This is a genomic window from Novosphingobium colocasiae (assembly GCF_014652555.1).
In the GTDB taxonomy this organism is placed as follows: domain Bacteria; phylum Pseudomonadota; class Alphaproteobacteria; order Sphingomonadales; family Sphingomonadaceae; genus Novosphingobium; species Novosphingobium colocasiae.
On the sequence record NZ_BMZA01000023.1, the window covers coordinates 1 to 17,542 of the forward strand.

Annotated in this window: 17 protein-coding genes and 2 pseudogenes; 4 read left to right on the forward strand and 15 right to left on the reverse strand. The window is 64.5% G+C overall.

What is annotated here, in order from left to right; genetic code table 11:
* Positions 1-530 precede the first annotated feature (530 nt).
* The 5 genes from IE122_RS16835 to IE122_RS16855 all read right to left on the reverse strand — a co-directional run bounded on the left by IE122_RS16835 (position 531) and on the right by IE122_RS16855 (position 4,081).
* Positions 531-833 carry a type II toxin-antitoxin system RelE/ParE family toxin gene (locus tag IE122_RS16835; protein WP_189622419.1) on the reverse strand — a complete coding sequence of 101 codons (303 nt, stop codon included), beginning with the start codon at positions 831-833 and terminating at the stop codon, positions 531-533.
* 2 nt (positions 834-835) lie between these two features.
* Positions 836-1,081 carry a type II toxin-antitoxin system ParD family antitoxin gene (locus IE122_RS16840; protein WP_176593440.1) on the reverse strand — a complete coding sequence of 82 codons (246 nt, stop codon included), beginning with the start codon at positions 1,079-1,081 and terminating at the stop codon, positions 836-838.
* Positions 1,069-1,248 (reverse strand): hypothetical protein, encoded by a 180-nt coding sequence (locus tag IE122_RS16845; protein WP_189622420.1) that lies wholly within the window; start codon positions 1,246-1,248, stop codon positions 1,069-1,071. Before IE122_RS16845 ends, IE122_RS16840 begins: the two co-directional genes overlap by 13 nt.
* A 69-nt stretch (positions 1,249-1,317) precedes the next feature.
* Complete coding sequence (locus IE122_RS18645) at positions 1,318-2,160, reverse strand: DUF7146 domain-containing protein (protein ID WP_189622433.1); 843 nt, start codon at positions 2,158-2,160, stop codon at positions 1,318-1,320.
* A 397-nt stretch (positions 2,161-2,557) separates the two neighbouring features.
* On the reverse strand, positions 2,558-4,081 hold the full coding sequence (locus IE122_RS16855; RefSeq protein ID WP_308430426.1) for a helix-turn-helix domain-containing protein: 1,524 nt from the start codon (positions 4,079-4,081) through the stop codon (positions 2,558-2,560).
* On the opposite strand from IE122_RS16855, the gene IE122_RS16860 reads away from it, so the two are divergent.
* Both IE122_RS16860 and IE122_RS16865 read left to right on the forward strand, forming a co-directional pair.
* Positions 4,080-5,606 (forward strand): acyl-CoA carboxylase subunit beta, encoded by a 1,527-nt coding sequence (locus IE122_RS16860; protein WP_189622421.1) that lies wholly within the window; start codon positions 4,080-4,082, stop codon positions 5,604-5,606. The genes IE122_RS16855 and IE122_RS16860 overlap by 2 nt on opposite strands.
* Positions 5,607-5,712: 106 nt before the next feature.
* Complete coding sequence (locus tag IE122_RS16865; RefSeq protein WP_189622422.1) at positions 5,713-7,734, forward strand: acetyl-CoA carboxylase biotin carboxylase subunit; 2,022 nt, start codon at positions 5,713-5,715, stop codon at positions 7,732-7,734.
* Positions 7,735-7,832: 98 nt separating this feature from the next.
* Here IE122_RS16865 and IE122_RS16870 read toward each other — a convergent pair whose 3' ends face one another.
* The 3 genes from IE122_RS16870 to IE122_RS16880 all read right to left on the reverse strand — a co-directional run bounded on the left by IE122_RS16870 (position 7,833) and on the right by IE122_RS16880 (position 9,333).
* Positions 7,833-8,516 carry an RES family NAD+ phosphorylase gene (locus tag IE122_RS16870; RefSeq protein ID WP_189622423.1) on the reverse strand — a complete coding sequence of 228 codons (684 nt, stop codon included), beginning with the start codon at positions 8,514-8,516 and terminating at the stop codon, positions 7,833-7,835.
* Positions 8,516-8,932 (reverse strand): antitoxin Xre-like helix-turn-helix domain-containing protein, encoded by a 417-nt coding sequence (locus IE122_RS16875; RefSeq protein WP_189622424.1) that lies wholly within the window; start codon positions 8,930-8,932, stop codon positions 8,516-8,518. The genes IE122_RS16870 and IE122_RS16875 overlap by 1 nt, the downstream gene beginning before the upstream one ends.
* 65 nt (positions 8,933-8,997) lie before the next feature.
* Positions 8,998-9,333, reverse strand: coding sequence for a hypothetical protein (locus IE122_RS16880; RefSeq protein WP_189622425.1), 336 nt, complete (start codon positions 9,331-9,333; stop codon positions 8,998-9,000).
* Between the two features lie 12 nt (positions 9,334-9,345).
* On the opposite strand from IE122_RS16880, the gene IE122_RS16885 reads away from it, so the two are divergent.
* Both IE122_RS16885 and IE122_RS16890 read left to right on the forward strand, forming a co-directional pair.
* The gene (locus IE122_RS16885; RefSeq protein WP_189622426.1) at positions 9,346-9,621 is read left to right on the forward strand and encodes a helix-turn-helix transcriptional regulator; all 276 of its coding nucleotides are present in this window, start codon (positions 9,346-9,348) and stop codon (positions 9,619-9,621) included.
* Positions 9,622-9,787: 166 nt separating this feature from the next.
* Positions 9,788-10,930 (forward strand): annotated as a pseudogene (locus IE122_RS16890) (amidase); the annotation flags it as partial.
* Between the two features lie 21 nt (positions 10,931-10,951).
* On the opposite strand, the pseudogene fahA reads toward IE122_RS16890, so the two are convergent.
* The 7 genes and pseudogenes from fahA to IE122_RS16925 all read right to left on the reverse strand — a co-directional run.
* A pseudogene (fahA, locus tag IE122_RS16895) lies at positions 10,952-12,234 on the reverse strand (fumarylacetoacetase); the annotation flags it as partial.
* A gap of 232 nt (positions 12,235-12,466) precedes the next feature.
* Positions 12,467-12,718 (reverse strand): hypothetical protein, encoded by a 252-nt coding sequence (locus IE122_RS16900; protein WP_189622427.1) that lies wholly within the window; start codon positions 12,716-12,718, stop codon positions 12,467-12,469.
* A gap of 172 nt (positions 12,719-12,890) precedes the next feature.
* On the reverse strand, positions 12,891-13,511 hold the full coding sequence (locus IE122_RS16905; RefSeq protein ID WP_189622428.1) for a class I SAM-dependent methyltransferase: 621 nt from the start codon (positions 13,509-13,511) through the stop codon (positions 12,891-12,893).
* A complete protein-coding gene (locus IE122_RS16910) occupies positions 13,511-14,077 on the reverse strand; it encodes a tetratricopeptide repeat protein (protein WP_229814339.1) in 567 nt (188 codons plus the stop codon). The genes IE122_RS16905 and IE122_RS16910 overlap by 1 nt, the downstream gene beginning before the upstream one ends.
* A gap of 91 nt (positions 14,078-14,168) precedes the next feature.
* Positions 14,169-14,924 (reverse strand): SDR family NAD(P)-dependent oxidoreductase, encoded by a 756-nt coding sequence (locus IE122_RS16915; RefSeq protein WP_189622430.1) that lies wholly within the window; start codon positions 14,922-14,924, stop codon positions 14,169-14,171.
* Positions 14,911-16,965, reverse strand: coding sequence for an AMP-binding protein (locus IE122_RS16920; protein WP_189622431.1), 2,055 nt, complete (start codon positions 16,963-16,965; stop codon positions 14,911-14,913). The genes IE122_RS16915 and IE122_RS16920 overlap by 14 nt, the downstream gene beginning before the upstream one ends.
* Positions 16,962-17,516 (reverse strand): thermostable hemolysin, encoded by a 555-nt coding sequence (locus tag IE122_RS16925; RefSeq protein WP_189622432.1) that lies wholly within the window; start codon positions 17,514-17,516, stop codon positions 16,962-16,964. Before IE122_RS16925 ends, IE122_RS16920 begins: the two co-directional genes overlap by 4 nt.
* Positions 17,517-17,542: the final 26 nt, after the last annotated feature.

Here is a 17,542-nt window from a genome sequence, read left to right on the forward strand (position 1 = left end):
TGAACGGCTTCAGCCCCTCCGCATGATCCTACCGGCGTCAGCCGGTATGTCATTCAGTCATGGCCTGGGTGAGCGCGGCCCGGTCAATCGGGATGGCGAGCAGCAACTTGGCGGCGAGAGTGCGCGCGGCACCGAGAATGGCGTTGCTGCGTGAGATCGTAGTGGTCATGGAGGTCTCCGGGAGATAGGCTGGGCTTTGCTGCCGAACGGCGGCACATCCTCTGCAGCCCCCCTCCCCTCAGCGCTTCAGGAGCTGCGCCCAGTCATTCATGCGCCCGGGAGGCCATTCGGTTTCGATGGCGCGGTCTCGACGGAACGAAGAACCGGAGTTGGGATATTGCTGACTATAGGCATGACAACCCAATCAATCCCTACTCCGCCCTCCTCGCCCCTTGGGCCTGAACGAAGCGCTCTGGAATCATCGGTCACTCAGCATTTGCACGCATACCGCTTCAGGCAGCGAACAGATCGCCTTTGCTACCCGTTGGCATTGATGCCGGACCCGGCCATCACATGCTGGGAGCAAACACCTAGCCATCGAAATTCGAGGATATCCAATCTTCCCGACCATGCCGGACACGCAGAATGATGACCTCGTCCTCATCTCCCACATCATAAATCACGAGATGGGCCTTGTAGGGATGCACGCGGACAGGCGGGGAGATCTCCTCGCGCAAGCGTGCCGCATGAGGATAGTCTGCGAGAAACGCGAAAATTGCGCTCAACCCTTCGCGATACGCGTCAGCCTGAAGCAGACCGAACTGCTCGATGCCCTCGAGAAAAATGGCTGTCAGATCATCTACTGCGGCGCGTGTTAAGCGGAAGCGGGGCACGGTCAGGCTTGCAAGCCAGCCTGGCTGATCGCCCGCGCACGGATGTCCGCCATCGTCTCGTCGCTCAGACCGCTAGCGCGGGCCTCATCAACAAGGCGCTGCATGGCAGCAACCTTGTCGGCGCGCTCCTGGTCTCGACGGATAAGATCGCGCACATAGTCACTGGCATTGCTATACCGGCCGGTGTCAGCTTGCGCCTCCACCCATTGCTTCATAGGGTCGGGCAGTGAGATGTTCATCGTAGCCATGGCAACCTCCAAGGCCGAGAGAATAGCAAAGATTGGCAAAGTTTGTCAATTTTGGTCGTGGCTTTGGTGAGCGCGGCCCGGTCGATCGGGCTGGCAAGCAGCAGCTTGGCGGCAAGAGTGCGCGCGGCACCGAGAATGGCGATGCTGCGTGAGATCGTAGCGGTCATGGAGGTCTCCGGGAGATAGGCTGGGGCTTACTGCCGAACGGCATCACATCTTCTGCAGCCCCCATCCCCTCAGCGCTTCAAGAGCTGCGCCCAGTCATTCATGCGCCCGGGAGGCCACTCGGTTTCGATGGCGAGGTCTCGACGACACAGCACATCGCGTGCCTTGGCTTCGGCGCGGCGTCCTTCGGGGTCCTTGTCGGCAAGGAGAATGACGCGTTCAACGCTGACCGGAATGTCCACCTGGTGGAACCGCTTGGCCCCCATTGTCGCCCAGGCCTTGATGCCGGTCAGCGCGGTGTAGGCGGCCGCAGTTTCAAACCCTTCGCAGATCCCGATGGTTTTCGCTGGCGCACCGTTGGTCCAGGCTGCGCCAATCGCCTGGCCCAGAACGAGCTTTGCCGTGTAATCGGCGGTGGTGGGGTCGAGAAAGATGCGTTGGATCGCCACGATGGCGCTGCCCTTGCGCATGGCGACGAGCAAGGCTGGTTTGAACTGGACGTCCCGCCCCTGCCCTTTGGGACAGCGCGGGTGGTAGCGAAGGTCCTCCAGCGGCACGTGAATGTTGCGCGTTTCCCGGACATAGCGTTCGGCAAGTGTGCCCTCGATTGACTTCCCCGCTTGCCAGATGCCTTGGTATGCCGCCGCGGTCCGGGGCCGCTGACTTGTCTGCGTCGTAGGACCGACCCATGGGACATCCGCGAACCGGCGTAGCGCTCGTAGAACATCGGTCGCCCGACAACCGGCGTGGCAAGTAACCAGGATACTTCGATCCCCTTGTCGGATGGAAAGCGAAGGCGTTCGGTCCGCATGGCAAGGGCATCGGCACATGGCCGTGTCGCCGAACCATTTGCCTCCAAGGCGTGATACGAGGCTTCGAAGAGCTGGAGTTGGGGTATTGCTGATTATAGGCATGACAGCCCAATCAATCCCTACTCCGCTCTCCTCGCCCTTCGACTTGAGCAAAGCGCTCTGAAATCATCGGTCAGTCAGGACTTGGGCGCATGTCGCGTCAGGCCGCAATCAGATCGCCCTGGCCACCACTTGCGCCCCGAGGTCGCGTTCATGCGCCTGCGCAACGAGATGGACCTCTTCGCCAACCTACGTCCGGCGATCTGCCCGCCGGCGGCTGACGCGCTCGATCGCGCCATCGCCGACACGCTGGCGCAGGGCCTGCGCACAGCGGATATCGGGCAGGGCGGCCCCGCAATCGGTACGCACGCGATTGGGGGCCGCGATCGTGTCAGAGCTGGCCCGGCAGCTCGCTGCGCCTCGGGCTGCGTCTCGGGCTGGGCCCCGATGAGTTTGCTGCCTAATTCACGATGTCATAAGGCACGATTCCGCGCCTGTCCGCGTTAATTGATATGTTCCTGTCGCTTGGCGGGTATGCCCGCTGGTCACAGCTGAGTCGCGGGCAAATCCGGCATGAGACGCCGATCGAAACCGCGGAATCCACGGCGGTCAGATTGATGCCGTCGGCATAGACAAAATCTCGGGCAAATTCGATTTCGCAGCCCAGGGACACGGCATAGCGCCGTGGCAGGCGCTGGAATGAGCCGGAGGATTTGACGATACCTCGGGCCATCGAGACATAGCGGACGCCATCGGGCATCTCGGCCAGTTGGACATGGATGCGTTCGGGCACGGCCACGGCTTCGTGCGCGACCCAGAGCGGGCATGATCCGCCGAAGCGGGCAAACTGCAGCCGGGTTGCCGAATGGCGTTTCGTTATGTTGCCGGCCAAATCGATGCGAAAGAAGAAGACCGGAAGGCCCCGCGCGCCCGGGCGCTGGAGGGTCGAAAGGCGATGGCAGACCTGCTCGAACGAGGCGCTGAACTCCCATGCCAGACGGTCGACGTCGTGGCGAAAGCGCTGCGCCTGATCCCGGAACTGGCGATAAGGCAGAATCATCGCGCCGGCGGCATAGTTGCCAAGACCCACTTCCAGAAGATCGCGCGACGTCGGCCCCAGCAGTCCCGAGCTTTCGGCAATTTCGGAGATCTGCTTGCTGAAGGCTATGCTGGAGATCTGCCAGGCAAGATGGAACCTTATGGTTTCGGGGCTTTGCATTGGATCGAGGGTCAAGGTGCGCCGATCGGCATCCCATTTGCGCAGCGGCGCGCCGGGTTGATAGACGACCCGGACGTCGCGGGCCGTCAGCCAGGCGGTCATTTCCGGAACCGCCATTCTGGAACGCCTGAACGACACTTCCCGGTGAATGTCTTCAGCGCCTTGATCGAGAATGTCGACGTAGTTGTTGGCGTTGTGAAACCAGTCCCGCACTTCCTCCCAGGGCAGGCGCCCGCCGGCGGACTGGTCGACGCCTACGGCTTCGTCCAGCATCGAAAGCCGCTGCAGTTCCTGATGATAGCGGGCATTGAGATGAATGAATTGCTCGGCAAATTCGGGGAACTGCTCGGAAATCCGGCGGATCTGCGTAGAGGTGACGGGGTCGGGATCGCCTTGGGTGGACAAGGCTTGCTGCAATCGTGTTTGCAGCGGCAGGACGTCGCGCTGGAGGATATCCTGCCATTCGATCGGAAACTTCTGGTTCAATCGATCGATCAGCGCCGGGGAAAGCGGCCGATCGTCATTCTCCAGCTGCGAGAGATAGGCCGGGCTGATCTGGAGCAAGGCGGCCATTTGACTTTGCAAAAGGTTGCGTGCGCTGCGGATTGCCCGCAGGTTCTGTCCAGCAAATAAGCGCCTTTGAGCCATCCACGATGTGTAGTTTGCAAAGTCGCGATTTGCAAATTTGCTGAATTGCATTGGACACAGGTGCTGGTCTGGCCCATTGGCGGCGCTATCCGATCGCAACGCAAAGAACCCCTTCATGTCAGCCAATATCGCCGAAATGGAGAAGCGCCGTTCCGCTGCCCGCATGGGTGGCGGCCAGGCCCGCATCGACGCGCAGCACGCGCGTGGCAAGCTGACCGCGCGCGAACGCCTTGAAGTTCTGCTGGACGAAGGCAGCTTCGAGGAAACCGACCTTTACGTGCACCATGACTGCATCGACTTCGGCATGGAATCGAAGCAGATCCCGGGCGACGGCGTCGTCACCGGTTCGGGCACGATCAACGGCCGCCTGGTCTATGTCTACAGCCAGGACTTCACGGTGTTCGGTGGCTCGCTCTCGAACCGCCACGCGCAGAAGATCTGCAAGATCATGGACACCGCGATGCGCGTGGGCGCGCCGGTGATCGGTCTTAACGATTCCGGCGGCGCGCGCATCCAGGAGGGCGTCGCGGCGCTCGCCGGTTATGCCGAAGTGTTCCAGCGCAACGTGCTGGCCTCGGGCGTCGTCCCGCAGCTCTCGATGATCATGGGCCCTTGCGCCGGTGGTGCGGTCTACTCGCCGGCGATGACCGACTTCATCTTCATGGTGAAGGACAGCTCGTACATGTTCGTCACCGGCCCCGACGTGGTCAAGACGGTGACCAACGAAGTGGTGACGCAGGAAGAGCTGGGCGGCGCGATCACCCACTCGACCAAGACCTCGGTTTCGGACCTTGCGCTCGAGAACGACGTCGAGGCGCTGCTCGCCGCGCGTGACTTCTTCGACTACCTGCCGCTCAACAATCGCGAAGCCGCGCCGGTCCGCCCGAGCGCCGATCCCTACGACCGCGAAGAGCCCAGCCTCGACACGATCGTACCGCCCAATGCCAATCAGCCCTACGACATGCACGAAGTGCTGCACAAATTGCTGGACGAGGGCGACTTCTTCGAGCTGCAGCCCAGCCACGCGGCCAACGTCATCATCGGTTTCGGCCGCATCGAGGGCCAGACCGTGGGCATCGTCGCCAACCAGCCGATGGTGCTGGCCGGCGTGCTCGACATCAACTCGTCGAAGAAGGCCGCGCGGTTCGTGCGCTTCTGCGATGCGTTCAATATCCCGATCCTCACCTTCGAGGACGTTCCGGGCTTCCTGCCGGGCACCGACCAGGAGCACAACGGCATCATCAAGCACGGCGCCAAGCTGCTGTTCGCCTATGCCGAGGCAACCGTGCCCAAGATCACCGTCATCACCCGCAAGGCCTATGGCGGCGCCTACTGCGTCATGAGCTCGAAGCACCTGCGCGGCGATCTCAACTATGCTTGGCCGACCGCCGAAATCGCGGTGATGGGCGCCAAGGGCGCGGTGGAGATCATCTTCCGCGGCCAGGACGAGGAAGGCATGGCCGCAGCGACCAAGGAATACGAGGACCGCTTCGCCAATCCGTTCGTCGCCGCCAGCCGCGGCTATATCGACGAAGTGATCTATCCGCACTCCACCCGCAAGCGCATCGCCCTGGGCCTTCGCAAGCTGCGCACCAAGCAGCTCGAGAACCCCTGGAAGAAGCACGACAACATCCCGCTCTAAGCCACTGCGCTTTTCCAGGGATTTGCGCCGGATAGCGGCGTTTCAGGTGACCGACGGGCCAAGCATTTTTTGCCTAGGACAAACGACTTAGGGGCACGACTTTACGATGTTCAAGAAGATCCTCATCGCAAACCGGGGCGAGATCGCCTGCCGTGTCATCAAGACCGCGCGCCGCATGGGCATCCAGACGGTGGCCGTCTATTCGGACGCCGATGCCCGCGCGCCGTTCGTGCAGATGGCGGACGAGGCCGTGCATATCGGACCGGCACCCGCCGCGCAGTCGTACCTGATTGCGGACAAGATCATCGCCGCCTGCAAGCAGACCGGCGCTGAAGCGGTCCATCCGGGGTATGGCTTCCTCTCCGAACGCACCTCGTTCGCCGAGGCGCTGGCCGCAGAGGGCATCGAGTTCATCGGCCCCCCCGTCGGCGCGATCGCGGCGATGGGTGACAAGATCGAGTCCAAGAAGCTGGCCAAGGCAGCGGGCGTCAACGTCGTCCCCGGCTTCGTCGGCGAGATCGAGGACACCGAGCACGCGGTGCGCATCTCGAACGAGATCGGCTATCCGGTGATGATGAAGGCTTCGGCCGGCGGCGGCGGCAAGGGCATGCGCCTGGCCTACGACGAGAAGGACGTGCGCGAGGGCTTCGAAAGCGTGAAGCGCGAGGGCCTGAACTCGTTCGGTGACGATCGCGTGTTCATCGAGAAGTTCATCCTCAACCCGCGCCATATCGAGATCCAGATCCTGGGCGACAAGCACGGCAACATCCTTTACCTGAACGAGCGCGAATGCTCGATCCAGCGCCGCCACCAGAAGGTGGTCGAGGAAGCGCCTTCGCCGTTCGTCACCGAGAAGATGCGCAAGGCCATGGGCGAACAGTGCGTCGCCCTGTCGCGCGCGGTGGGTTACTATTCGGCTGGCACGGTGGAACTGATCGTCTCGGGTGCCGACCCGACGGGCGAGAGCTTCTACTTCCTCGAGATGAACACCCGCCTGCAGGTGGAGCACCCGGTGACCGAGTGCATCACCGGCATCGACCTGGTCGAACAGATGATCCGCGTTGCCGCCGGCGAGAAGCTGGAAATGACGCAGGACGACGTCAAGATCGACGGCTGGGCGATCGAGAACCGCGTCTACGCCGAAGACCCCTATCGCGGCTTCCTGCCTTCGACCGGTCGCCTTGCCCGCTATCGCCCGCCGGTTGCCGGCTGGGAGGAAGACGGCGCGGCCAACGGCCGTCGCGGCATCAACGGCGTGCGCGTGGACGATGGCGTCTATGAAGGCGGCGAAGTGTCGATGTTCTACGATCCGATGATCGCCAAGCTGATCACCTGGGGCAAGACCCGCGATGAAGCTGCCGATCTTCAGGTGGCTGCGCTGGACGCGTTCGAGATCGAGGGCCTTGGCCACAACATCGATTTCGTCAGTGCGATCATGCAGCACCCGCGCTTCCGTTCGGGCGAACTGACCACCGGCTTCATCGCCGAGGAATATCCCGAAGGTTTCACCGGCACGCCGGCTTCGGACGACCTCAAGGTCAAGCTTGCCGCCGTGGCCGGCTTCGTGTCGACCGCGCGTTCGGACCGCGCCCGCCGCATCTCGGGCCAGCTCGCCGATCCGATGGATCCGCCGCACGACTGGACCGTGACCATCGCCAAGACCGCCTATCAGGTGAAAATCCTGGGCAACGGCGTGACCGTCGATGGCAAGCCGGTCGACCTGGCAGTCGAATATTCGCCGGGCGACGCCTTCCTGGAAGCGGAAGTCGACGGCGAGGACATCGGCATCAAGATCGCCAATACCCGCATCGGCTTCAAGATGACCACGCGCGGCGCGATCCACAAGGTGGACTGCCTGCCCACCCGCGTTGCCTATCTGTCGCAGCACATGCTGGAAAAGACCCCGCCGGATCTTTCCAGGTACCTGATCTGCCCGATGCCCGGCCTGCTCGTCGCCCTGCACGTGCAGGAAGGCGACAAGGTGGAAAGCGGCCAGCCGCTCGCCGTGGTGGAAGCCATGAAGATGGAAAACATCCTGCGCGCGGAAAAGGCCGGCGTCATCAAGTCGGTGAACGCCAAGGCGGGCGAGAGCCTGGCCGTGGACGCGATCATCCTCGAGATGGAGTGAGGTGCACCCGTCGTCTTTCTAGGGACGACCAACAAGTGCGGGGAGCGGATGGATCACGCGATCCCTCCGCGCACAGTGGGCCGTATTAGGCGAACCCCTTACCCAAACGCCCGCTTCTCATAGACGGCCGTGATGGCCCGCCCGTCCCAGACGTAGCACAAGTGCCGTTCCTGCCGGCACTGGCTGAGAAGCCGCGGGCGGAACACTGCGGCGCATTCGCCGCCGGGATGGCGCACACTGCGATAGGCCACGCCATCGGCGCCGCGCGCGCGCAGGCTGCGGGCCAACGCCTGCCCGGCCGCGCAGTCATCCGGCGCGTAGAGGGCGGGTGGATCCTCGTGCAAGGCGCGGATGTCGTGCAGCGTGGCGTCGAGGTCGACCGCGTAGACGCGCATGTCGAGTTCCTGCGCGAGTTCGCGGGTGCGAGCCATGAAGCGGCTACGGTGGTGGCGGGTTTCGGCGACCGCTGTCTCGACCGTATTACCGGCATAGAACAGGCCAAAGCTGCCATCGGAAAACCGGCTGCCTTCAGGGTTGAGGTGGGTGAAGGCGGCCATGATTGCCGAGGTGCCGGGGCCGGACACGCGGTACTCGGGCGGCACCAGCGCGAGGTCACCCACTTCGTCGCGCAGGCGATCGTTGGTCATCGCCTCGATCGCGTGGACCGCGTCGAGATCGGCCGGATCGGCGACATTCTCGAACAGCGAGATCGGCGGAAAACGGCTCGCGACGATGCGATAGCACGGGTGCCAGCGCACCGGTGCGACGGGGATGGCCTCCATCAGCCGCGCTGCGCGTCGATATACTGCCGCACGACATAGAGATCGGCGACATTGCCCGAAGTCATCCGCGCGATCGCCGGGCGCCCGCCGAACAGCGGCGCATCATTGGGCTTGCGCACCCATTCGTCCGCCGTGCGCGGCAGCAGCATCTGCAGTCCCTTGTAGATGCCCATGACATAGGAAATTCGCTCCAGCGCATCCTTGGGGATCGCCGCCACCGCCCCGCGCTTCCACGTCTGGAAGGTGGAACGATTGTCGAGCCCTAGGAGCTTCATCTGCTCCGCCTCCTTGAGGCCCCAAGCATCGGCAATGCGGAAGAACGTGCGGAGCGCCGGCCCGGTCAGATCCTTGCGAGCAAGAGCCTTGGCCCCGAGGGATGTTTTGGCGGGCGTACTGGAATGCGCGGTTGCGGCCATAGGGCCATCTCCTCCTGCGACAGATATGTGCGATATCTATGCAAAAATCAAGATTTTGATCATTATCATGCGACTGCCTTGGCGTTTGCAGCGTCAAGCCGATTGGCGACAATGATCCGAACTTGCGCAAGAAAACCACCGACGCGAACGAGATCTTCGACGCCGATTATCGCAAGCACTGCTAGGAAGGCCCCGCCCTGTCCCACGAGCTTGTCGTCCTGGCGACGGTCCGTGGCACCCTTTACTACGTCAGCTTCTATCGCCGCCGCACCAACAGCGATTTCGGCGAGCACGAACTCGATATCATGCGGGTGGTGGCAGGCTTCATGGTCAAGGCCCTGCACCGTCACAGCGAAATCGCGGTCAGGACGTCCGATCCGGCGCGGCTGAGCTTCGTCCATGCCCCCGCCAACATGCCCGGCAAGCTGCGGCAACGCACGTTGGAATACCTGCGCGAAGTGCTGATGGAAGGCCCCGGCAAGCTGAGCCACCGCGAGGCCGAAATCTGCGCCGGGATCATCATGGGCTATTCGACAGAGGCGATCGGCCTCAACTGCATGATCTCGGTCAACACAGTGGCCACCCACCGCAAGCGGGCCTATGCAAAGCTCGGCATATCAAGCCAGAACGAGTTGTTCCTGCGCTATTTTTCGGCGGTGCGCCGCTTCCAGTCGGACCTTGAGGAATAGGCGTTCGCGCAAGGGCGTACGGTGCCGGCCAGGCCCGTCACCCGATAGGATGACGGCGCCGCAGGGGAATTCTGGCACAAGCGATCGGGCAGTCGGGAGCCGGTAACGCCGTCGCGCCGCATCGGCTGACCAACGCAGGTTGTTTGCGCTAGCGGGGAGATCACCCATGGACCTTGCCACCTATGCGTCACTGGACGGTGTCGGTCTGGGTGAGCTGGTCAGGACGGGCGAAATATCCGCGCGGGAAGCCGCCGACGCCGGCCTGCGCGCCATCGCAGCGGTCAACCCGGACCTCAACGCCGTCATCGAGGTATACGACCAAGCCCCGCTTACGGCGATCAAGCCAGACAGCCACGCCCCCTTCGCCGGAGTGCCCTTCCTGCTCAAGGACATCGGCTCGCACGATGCCGGCGCAACCTTCGAACTGGGCAGCCGCATCGCCCGTGGCCTCAAGGCGCCGCCGGTCGCTTCCGAACTGGTCAACCGCTTCCGCCAGACCGGGGTCACCGTGCTGGGCCGCACCAACATTCCCGAACTCGGCTCAAGCTGCACCACCGAACCGCTGCTGTACGGCCCGACCCGCAACCCGTGGGACCCCTCGCGCACCGCCGGGGGATCGTCGGGCGGGGCCGCTGCGGCAGTGGCCTCGGGCATGGTCCCGATCGCCCATGCCAATGACGGCGGCGGGTCGATCCGCTGGCCGGCATCGGCCTGCGGGCTGGTCGGCCTGAAGCCCAGCCGCAACCTCAACCCCGTCGGCCCCCACGAGGCGCTGGCCCTCAATGGCCTGGCCTGCGAACATATCGTCTCGCGCAGCGTGCGCGACACCGCGGCGATGCTGGACTGGACCGCCGGTCCCGACGCGGGCGCCTGGTGCTACACCCCCCGCATCGCCGGCTCTTACCTGGACCGTATGCGCGAAACGCCGCGCCGCCTGCGCATCGCGCTGGATCTGGAGCCGCGGTTTCCGCCCACCACGCTCTCGCCCGAAGTCGTCGCGGCCATGCACGACGTGGCGCGGCTTTGCGAGGAAGCCGGCCACGTGGTCGAGGAAGCCTCCGTGGTTTTCGACCACGAGGCGATGCTGCCCGCCTTCGCCCGGATCTTGGCGACGGGTCTGCGCGGCGCGGTGGAGGCACTGTCCGCCATGACCGGCCGGCCAATCGACGACACCATGCTGGAGCCGCACGTCCTCGCCGCCTGGCGCGACATGCGGGACGTGTCGGCGGTGGAATTCGACCAGGCGCTGGGCATGATGAACATGGTCGCGCGCGCCTATGGCGAAACCTTCCGCAGCTATGACCTGATCCTGACGCCGGCGGACGGACAGTGCCGGCAGCACCCTCGCCCGGCATTCACCGAAACCGATACGCGCAAAGCCATCGCGCTGCGCATAGGCGGTCATCAGCAATTCGTCGCCATCCTCCAGGAAAGTGCGCCGTTCGCCGCTGGGCAAGTCCAGCGGTTCACGACCGCCGCGCGTGATTTCCATCAGGCTCCCCCAGGTTCCCAGCGCATCGCCGGACAGGGTGCCGGTCCCCAGCAGATCGCCCGGCGCAAGGTGGCAACCGTTGCGGGCATGGTGCGCCACCAGCTGTGCAGCGGTCCAGTACATGTTCGTCATCGAACCCGAACTAAGCCGGACCGGCGGCGATCCGCTGTCGCGCATCCGGTCGAGAGCAACACCTCCATGGTCACGGCGAAGGCGCCGCGCGCCTGATCGCCATCATCGTGCAGATAGCCGAGCGGAGCGGGATCGCCCGTCGGGCGAGCCGGTTGCGCCACGCGAAACGGCGCCAGCGCTGCGGCCGTGATGACCCAGGGCGACACGTTGGACTGGAAATTCTTGGCCAGGAACGGGCCGAGTGGCTGATATTCCCACGCCTGCACGTCCCGCGCAGACCAGTCGTTCAGCAGCGAGAACCCCGCGATCCGGTCGCCCGTGGCAGCGATCGGCACTGGCGTTCCCAGATCGTTGCCCTAGCCGATCCAGATACCCATCTCCAGCTCGTAATCGAGCCGCGCAGTCGGCGCAAATACGGGTTCACCGGCATCGGGGGCCTTGAACTGCCCTGACGGCCGCCGCACATCCACTTCAGACAAGCGGATGGACGAAGCCCGGCCATGGTAGCCGATCGGCACGTACTTGTAGTTGGGCAACAGCGGATTGTCCGGGCGCAGCAGCCGCCCCACGTTTTCGGCATGGCGGATGCCGGTGTAGAAATCGGTGTCGTCGCCGATAGCGAACGGCAAATGCATGACGCATTCGCGTGCAGGATAGAGTGCCGGGCGAACCGCCTGTTCGTGGGCCGCATCGCTCAGCAATCGGGCGATTTCCTGGCGCAGCCGGATCATCGCGACGGGTCCGTGCGCGAACAGGGCGTTCAGGGCGAGCGCCTCCCCCGCGCCCACCATGGCTCGAACGCCATCGGGCAACAGCATGGCAACCGCCGCCAGATCCAGAATGTGATCGCCGATGGCGATCCCTATCCGCCTCTCAACCGTCCTGGATGATGCGAATATCCCGAAGGGAAGGTTCTGGATCGGAAAGTCAGGGTGCCCGGTTGCTCCCGGCACCCAGCTGCCCAGCGCGGGGTCATGAGTGAAATCCATTTCTGCCACTGACTAAGCTCCCGGTTGCCTCCATCCTGACGATGCCTGCCCGGCCGAACCGGATTGGGCCATACCAGCAAGAGGGGACAAGGCCGCGCGTCGACGCCATCCCCCGAACGGGATGCGCCCGACCAGCCCAGCCGACAGGTTCCCTCTACGGCACGATCTTTGAACAATTCAGCCGGACGGGCATAGCCGCTCAGGACATCGCATTTCTTGTAGCGCGAGAGGCCTATTGGGCCGCCTTGATCTCGGCCTCCAGGCGCTCGACCAGTCTTTGGATCTCATCGGGATTGAGAATCCAGGTACGCGTCCTGCGGCCTTCGCGGAACACGGGCCGCGTCAGCAGAATGCGCGCCTGTTCCTTGGCGAAGGGCTTGAACAGCGAGAAGTGTTTCACGCATTCGAGGATCGATCCTATGACCGGCGTCTTGCCATCCAGATCGATCAGTGTCGCGGGCTGGTCCCAGGAAATGCTTATCATCATACGCGCCTATCGCGGGTAACGGCGAAGGCAAGGACAGAATGCGTTCTGGAGCAACCAGAGCTGTCACCGTCGCCTCATGCCGAGGACCGGGACGCCATATGCCCACCAGCGCATACCGGAAAGGTGAGCTAGGTCGCCACGAGGGCGGGCAATCGGCGCCCGGCTCCGCTCAGTCGTCCTTTACGGCCACGGCGAATAGCCCCCGGATCGAGTTGGTGATCGCGCGCTCATGCACCCGAACGCGCCTCTGAGCGAAACCGCCGGCAACGATCAGGCTGCGCAATTCGTCCTGATCGTAAAGGCGATGCACGCCTTCGCGCGCGAAGGACCAGGCCTCCATGCTGTCGCGATGGGTGATATAGGCCACAAGTCTGCCGCCAGGACGCAACACACGGTGGATCTGCGCGACCATCGCGGCATCATCGCCACAGAAATAGAGGACATTGAGGGCAATGGCCGCGTCGAACGCGCCATCCATAAACGGCATCGCTTCGATGGTTGTCCCATGCAACTGTGCGCCGGGGCCGAGGCGGCGGCGCGCAAGGTTCAGCATGGTGGGTGACGGATCGAGCCCTACCGACCGGACCGGAGCCCGGTGAAGCAATTCGGCAAGGGCCGCGCCGCTGCCGCACCCGGCATCGAGTATGCGCTCGCCTGGTCGGGGCTCAAGCAGGTCGAGCGCCATCCGGGTGGGGCGGCGATTGGCGATGTCCATGACGTGGCCCAGCATCCGCCCGGCGATGCCCGTGGGACGGGCAAGCTGTTCGGCAACCCGCCGGGCGACGTGCATCAACGGGCCTGGGCAAGCAGTGCCTGGACTTCCCGCCGCCGCCCGGCGTCCCATGCCGGTCTTGTCGGGTCGGAAGGGGCGCGCAACGCTTTTTGCAGATAGGCGCGGGCACCGGCCTTGTCGCCCTGGTCGAGCAGGAAGTCGCCGTAGAAATAGTTCGCATCTAGGCCATTGGGGTTCAGCCCCACCGCCTCGCGCAGCAGCCGGTTTGCCCGGTCCTTGTCCCCGAAGCCGATCGGGGAACCTGGCACTTTGTAATAGAGGACGCCAAGGCTCATGGCCGCCCCGCCGTTGCCAGCGCGCGGATTGAGGGCATAAGCATGCGCGATGATATCGCGGGCGCGGGTGGCGAGGCCCAGCTTATGGAAGATGTTGGCACGATTGGCCTGTTCGCTCACGACGATACCCTGCCACAGCAGCGGTTCGGCCTGATTGGGATAACGCCTGACCAGCGCTTCGGCCTGAACGGCCAGGCGATCGAGCGCCACCGTCTGGGTGCTGGACCCGTGCACCTCATAGGAGATGTGTGCCCAGCCATCGTTGATCGCCTTCACATCCTCGGTCATGCCGGCCTGGGCAGCCGTAGGCGCAGTGGCCGCAAGCACCGCTATCAGGGCCGCGAAAAGCGGGTTTCTCGGTTCCATGGGATCGCTCCTCTCAGAAAAATTCGGCGCGAGCGCGCCCGATCTGGCTCTTCAGCCCATTGTCGACAAGCTTTGGAGAAATGGCGTTGAGCATCGCATAAACCCGCTCCATCAGGCCAATCGAGACGGTTTCTTCGCGGTCCAATATGGCCTTCGCGATGCGCCGCGCGACGGCGGCCGGATCATCCGCCTTCATGCCGGTGGCATCGAGAAAGCGGTTCACCTCGGCGTTGTTGAAAGCGGTCTTGGCGGCGCGCGGGTTGACGTGGGTCACGCTCACGCCCGAACCCATCAGTTCGCGCCGCAGCCCTTGCGACAGGGCGGCAAGCCCGGCCTTGCTGCTCGAATAGGCCGTGAACCAAGGATAGGGGATCGCGCCCAGCACCGAGCCGATGTTGACGATCTGTCCCGAGCCGCGCGCGCGCATGGACGGGGCCACGGCACGCGCAAGCACTGCCGGCACCAGGAGGTTCACCCGATAGCACAGGGCCAGAGCCTCTACCGGTTGGCTTTCGTGGAGCCCGAAACGCATGACACCGGCGATATTGACCAGCACATCGGGCGTGTCGCTGGCAAGCCGGTCGCCGAGAAGGCCCAGGGCGACATCGTCGGACAGATCGGTCACGATGGTTTCCTGGCACTCGGCGCATTCGACACGGTCTATGCCCACGACATGCGCACCGGCTTCGGCCAGCAGCCGCGCCACGGGCGCGCCGATGCCGCCGGCAGCGCCGGTGATGGCAACCCGTTTTCCGTCAAGCCGCGACATCGAGGGCCTCCAGGTCGATCGAGGCGAAGACGTTGCCGAACAGGCAGAACATGTCCTGCGCCATGCCGATGATGGCGGCGCGGTCGCCCGGATCGTCCAGCCGGTTCACCAGGTCGGTGAAGAAGTGCATGTGATCCAGGTCGAGCGCGCCGTGCGAGGTGAGATAGGTGAAGGCTTGCGGTGGCAAGCCCAGCCGCTCGGCCACGGCCGAGGCTCCCCGTTGCGCCAGCGCCACGCTGACGCTTTCGAGGACATAGACCATACCGAAGAAGGACACCGGATTGCCGTTATCGATCCGGTCGTAGGCATGCGCCACCATCGCCGCCGTCGCCGGTGCGGGCCGGCTGGCGCGCACGCTGTCCGCATCGCCCCCCGCCGCGCGGATGTCCGCCAGAATCCACTCATCGTGCCCATCTTCCTCGACGATGTAGGCATCGAGCGCGTGGGCCAGGTCGGCACGGTGAGACAGCCGGGCGCGGGCAGCCTTGAGCAGGGGCACCGTGTGGCGCACATGATGCCAGGCCTGGGCCAGGTAATCGCGATAGGTTTGCAGCCCGATCGCCCCGGCCAATCCCGCGCGCACCTGCGGTATGGCCAGAAAGGTCAGCCGCTGGCGCACGGTTGCCGCTTCGAGCTGGTGAATGAAGGCGGGCTCGCGATCGAGCAAGGCGGCAGCGATCGCCTTGCGGCGAAGGCGGCCGTTGCCGGTCAGCATGCCGTTGAGGGGCGTGAAGTGCGCCACCTCACGCCACGCCGCGACCTGGGCATAGGCGGGCAGCGTCGCATTGGCGGCAGCCACGGCATTGGCGATATCCGCTTGAGGTTGCGCTGGCACGATCAGCGCCTCGGGCGAAGGCCTGCCATCACCATGGACCATTGCCTGGGCAATATCCGGCTGCGCCAGCAGCGCGGCCTCGACCCATTCAGGCGAAACATTGCGACCAAAGCTGGTGACGAGCTGGTTGGACTTGCGGCCCGAGAGCCAGATCCGGCCCTCATCGTCGATCTTGCCGACATCCCCGGTATGCAGTGGCCCCGGCGCGCGCGGCTCGCCCACCGTGCCCAGGAACATCGGGCCCTCGAGCACGATCTCGCCATCGGCGGCGACATGGGCGCGCACATGCCCGAGCGGCGGCCCTACCGATCCCGGGGGATCGCCGGCGCCCCTTTCAAGACTGACCACCGATGCGCATTCGGTCAGGCCATAGCCCTGTCGCACCGGCAGGCCCACATCGCGCGCCCGCGCGATCAGCGCTGGCGGCACATGCGCCCCGCCCACCGCAACCAGCGTGAGGTCCGGCAACCGCGATCCGCTGGCCGACAGCACCGCGACCAGTCCCGCAAGGTATTCCGGGACGAGGATCAGCGAAGTGATCCGTTGCGCCGCGATGACCTCCAGCATCCGGCCGAAATCGGGGCGAAACGGGTCGGCCAGGCCGATCTGCGCCTGCGCCGGGCAAACCCATGTGCCACCGGCCAGCATCGTGGCGAAGAAACCCGCGATGGTCTCGAGCAGAATGCCGGGCGGCAGGACCGCCAGGTGCCGGCCTGCGTGCTCGCTGCCCACTGCGTCCACGACCGAGCGTGCCACGGTCAGCATGTGCTCCGCTGAAAGGCACAGCCCTTTGGGCGTCCCCGTGGAACCCGAGGTGAAAGAGATCCGCGCCGTCCCTCCGGGCAGAGAGGGCGGCGCGGTACGACGCGCATGTGCTCCCATTGCAGGGGTTTCCAGAAGCACCTGCGCGCCGCAAACCGACAAGGCATGATCGCGCTGCGCCTGCGTGAAAAACGCGGGCAGGCAAAGAGCGGGAATTCCGGCCTCCAGCAGCGCCAGTTCCAGCACGGCCGCTTCGGGCGAGTAATCGAGTTGCAGCGCAACCGGCCGGGCCGGATCAAACTGCGCGGCCAGCGCCTCAGCGCGTTGGCTTACCAGCAAGGGAAGCTCGCCCCATAGGATCGGCCCCCGTCCGATCGGATCGAGTGCGGCCCTCTCCGGATGTCGACGCGCCTGGGCTTGCAAAGCGTCCAAAAGCACCGTCATGCAGCCGTGCTCCGGGTGCGGCGATCCAGGAAGGCGGCAATGGCGGCCTGCCCCTCGGCGATCACGCCGGCGCAAACGATCGGATCATGGTCGTAATAGCTGCCCCATTCTGCCGCGACCGCGCCAAGCCGCTCAGCCCGTGCCGGCGCGATCTCGACAATCGGCAACCCGATCCGGACGAACATCCGCCGCACAGGCGCAGTCAGCGTGGCGACGGCGACCTCGCTGCATCCTCCCAGGTCGTTGGCGGCAGTAACCCACAGGGCGAGCATGGCCGGCGCGCTGTCGGCAGCGAAATTGCCGATCTCGACAATCGCATCGCGGGCAACCGGCCGTCCGAGTGCGCCTGCGACCAGGTGTTCGATCGGTGCATCAAGATAGACTTCCAGAAAAAGCGGCATCTGATCCGCCCGGCGATAGCCAAGCGCCGCACCGCGCTGCAGGTGCAGCCAATTCACATAAGCGGGACGTGCCGATGCGCCGAAGGCATCGCGGAATTTGCAACTTACCAGATCTAGGGTAAGCGTACGGCTTCCCGCGTGTTGCGGCATTCAAGCTCGGCGCTGATGGGCCTCCG

What these genes read in the sequence shown, in the direction of transcription:
- IE122_RS16840 (WP_176593440.1), bottom strand. Translation starts at nt 1,081, where the DNA reads ATGGCTACGATGAACATCTCACTGCCCGACCCTATGAAGCAATGGGTG.
- IE122_RS16845 (WP_189622420.1), bottom strand. Translation starts at nt 1,248, where the DNA reads ATGACCGCTACGATCTCACGCAGCATCGCCATTCTCGGTGCCGCGCGC.
- IE122_RS18645 (WP_189622433.1), bottom strand. Translation starts at nt 2,160, where the DNA reads ATGCCTATAATCAGCAATACCCCAACTCCAGCTCTTCGAAGCCTCGTA.
- IE122_RS16860 (WP_189622421.1), top strand. Translation starts at nt 4,080, where the DNA reads ATGTCAGCCAATATCGCCGAAATGGAGAAGCGCCGTTCCGCTGCCCGC.
- IE122_RS16855 (WP_308430426.1), bottom strand. Translation starts at nt 4,081, where the DNA reads ATGAAGGGGTTCTTTGCGTTGCGATCGGATAGCGCCGCCAATGGGCCA.
- IE122_RS16865 (WP_189622422.1), top strand. Translation starts at nt 5,713, where the DNA reads ATGTTCAAGAAGATCCTCATCGCAAACCGGGGCGAGATCGCCTGCCGT.
- IE122_RS16870 (WP_189622423.1), bottom strand. Translation starts at nt 8,516, where the DNA reads ATGGAGGCCATCCCCGTCGCACCGGTGCGCTGGCACCCGTGCTATCGC.
- IE122_RS16875 (WP_189622424.1), bottom strand. Translation starts at nt 8,932, where the DNA reads ATGGCCGCAACCGCGCATTCCAGTACGCCCGCCAAAACATCCCTCGGG.
- IE122_RS16880 (WP_189622425.1), bottom strand. Translation starts at nt 9,333, where the DNA reads ATGGACGAAGCTCAGCCGCGCCGGATCGGACGTCCTGACCGCGATTTC.
- IE122_RS16885 (WP_189622426.1), top strand. Translation starts at nt 9,346, where the DNA reads ATGCCCGGCAAGCTGCGGCAACGCACGTTGGAATACCTGCGCGAAGTG.
- IE122_RS16900 (WP_189622427.1), bottom strand. Translation starts at nt 12,718, where the DNA reads ATGATAAGCATTTCCTGGGACCAGCCCGCGACACTGATCGATCTGGAT.
- IE122_RS16905 (WP_189622428.1), bottom strand. Translation starts at nt 13,511, where the DNA reads ATGCACGTCGCCCGGCGGGTTGCCGAACAGCTTGCCCGTCCCACGGGC.
- IE122_RS16910 (WP_229814339.1), bottom strand. Translation starts at nt 14,077, where the DNA reads ATGACCGAGGATGTGAAGGCGATCAACGATGGCTGGGCACACATCTCC.
- IE122_RS16915 (WP_189622430.1), bottom strand. Translation starts at nt 14,924, where the DNA reads ATGTCGCGGCTTGACGGAAAACGGGTTGCCATCACCGGCGCTGCCGGC.
- IE122_RS16920 (WP_189622431.1), bottom strand. Translation starts at nt 16,965, where the DNA reads ATGACGGTGCTTTTGGACGCTTTGCAAGCCCAGGCGCGTCGACATCCG.
- IE122_RS16925 (WP_189622432.1), bottom strand. Translation starts at nt 17,516, where the DNA reads ATGCCGCAACACGCGGGAAGCCGTACGCTTACCCTAGATCTGGTAAGT.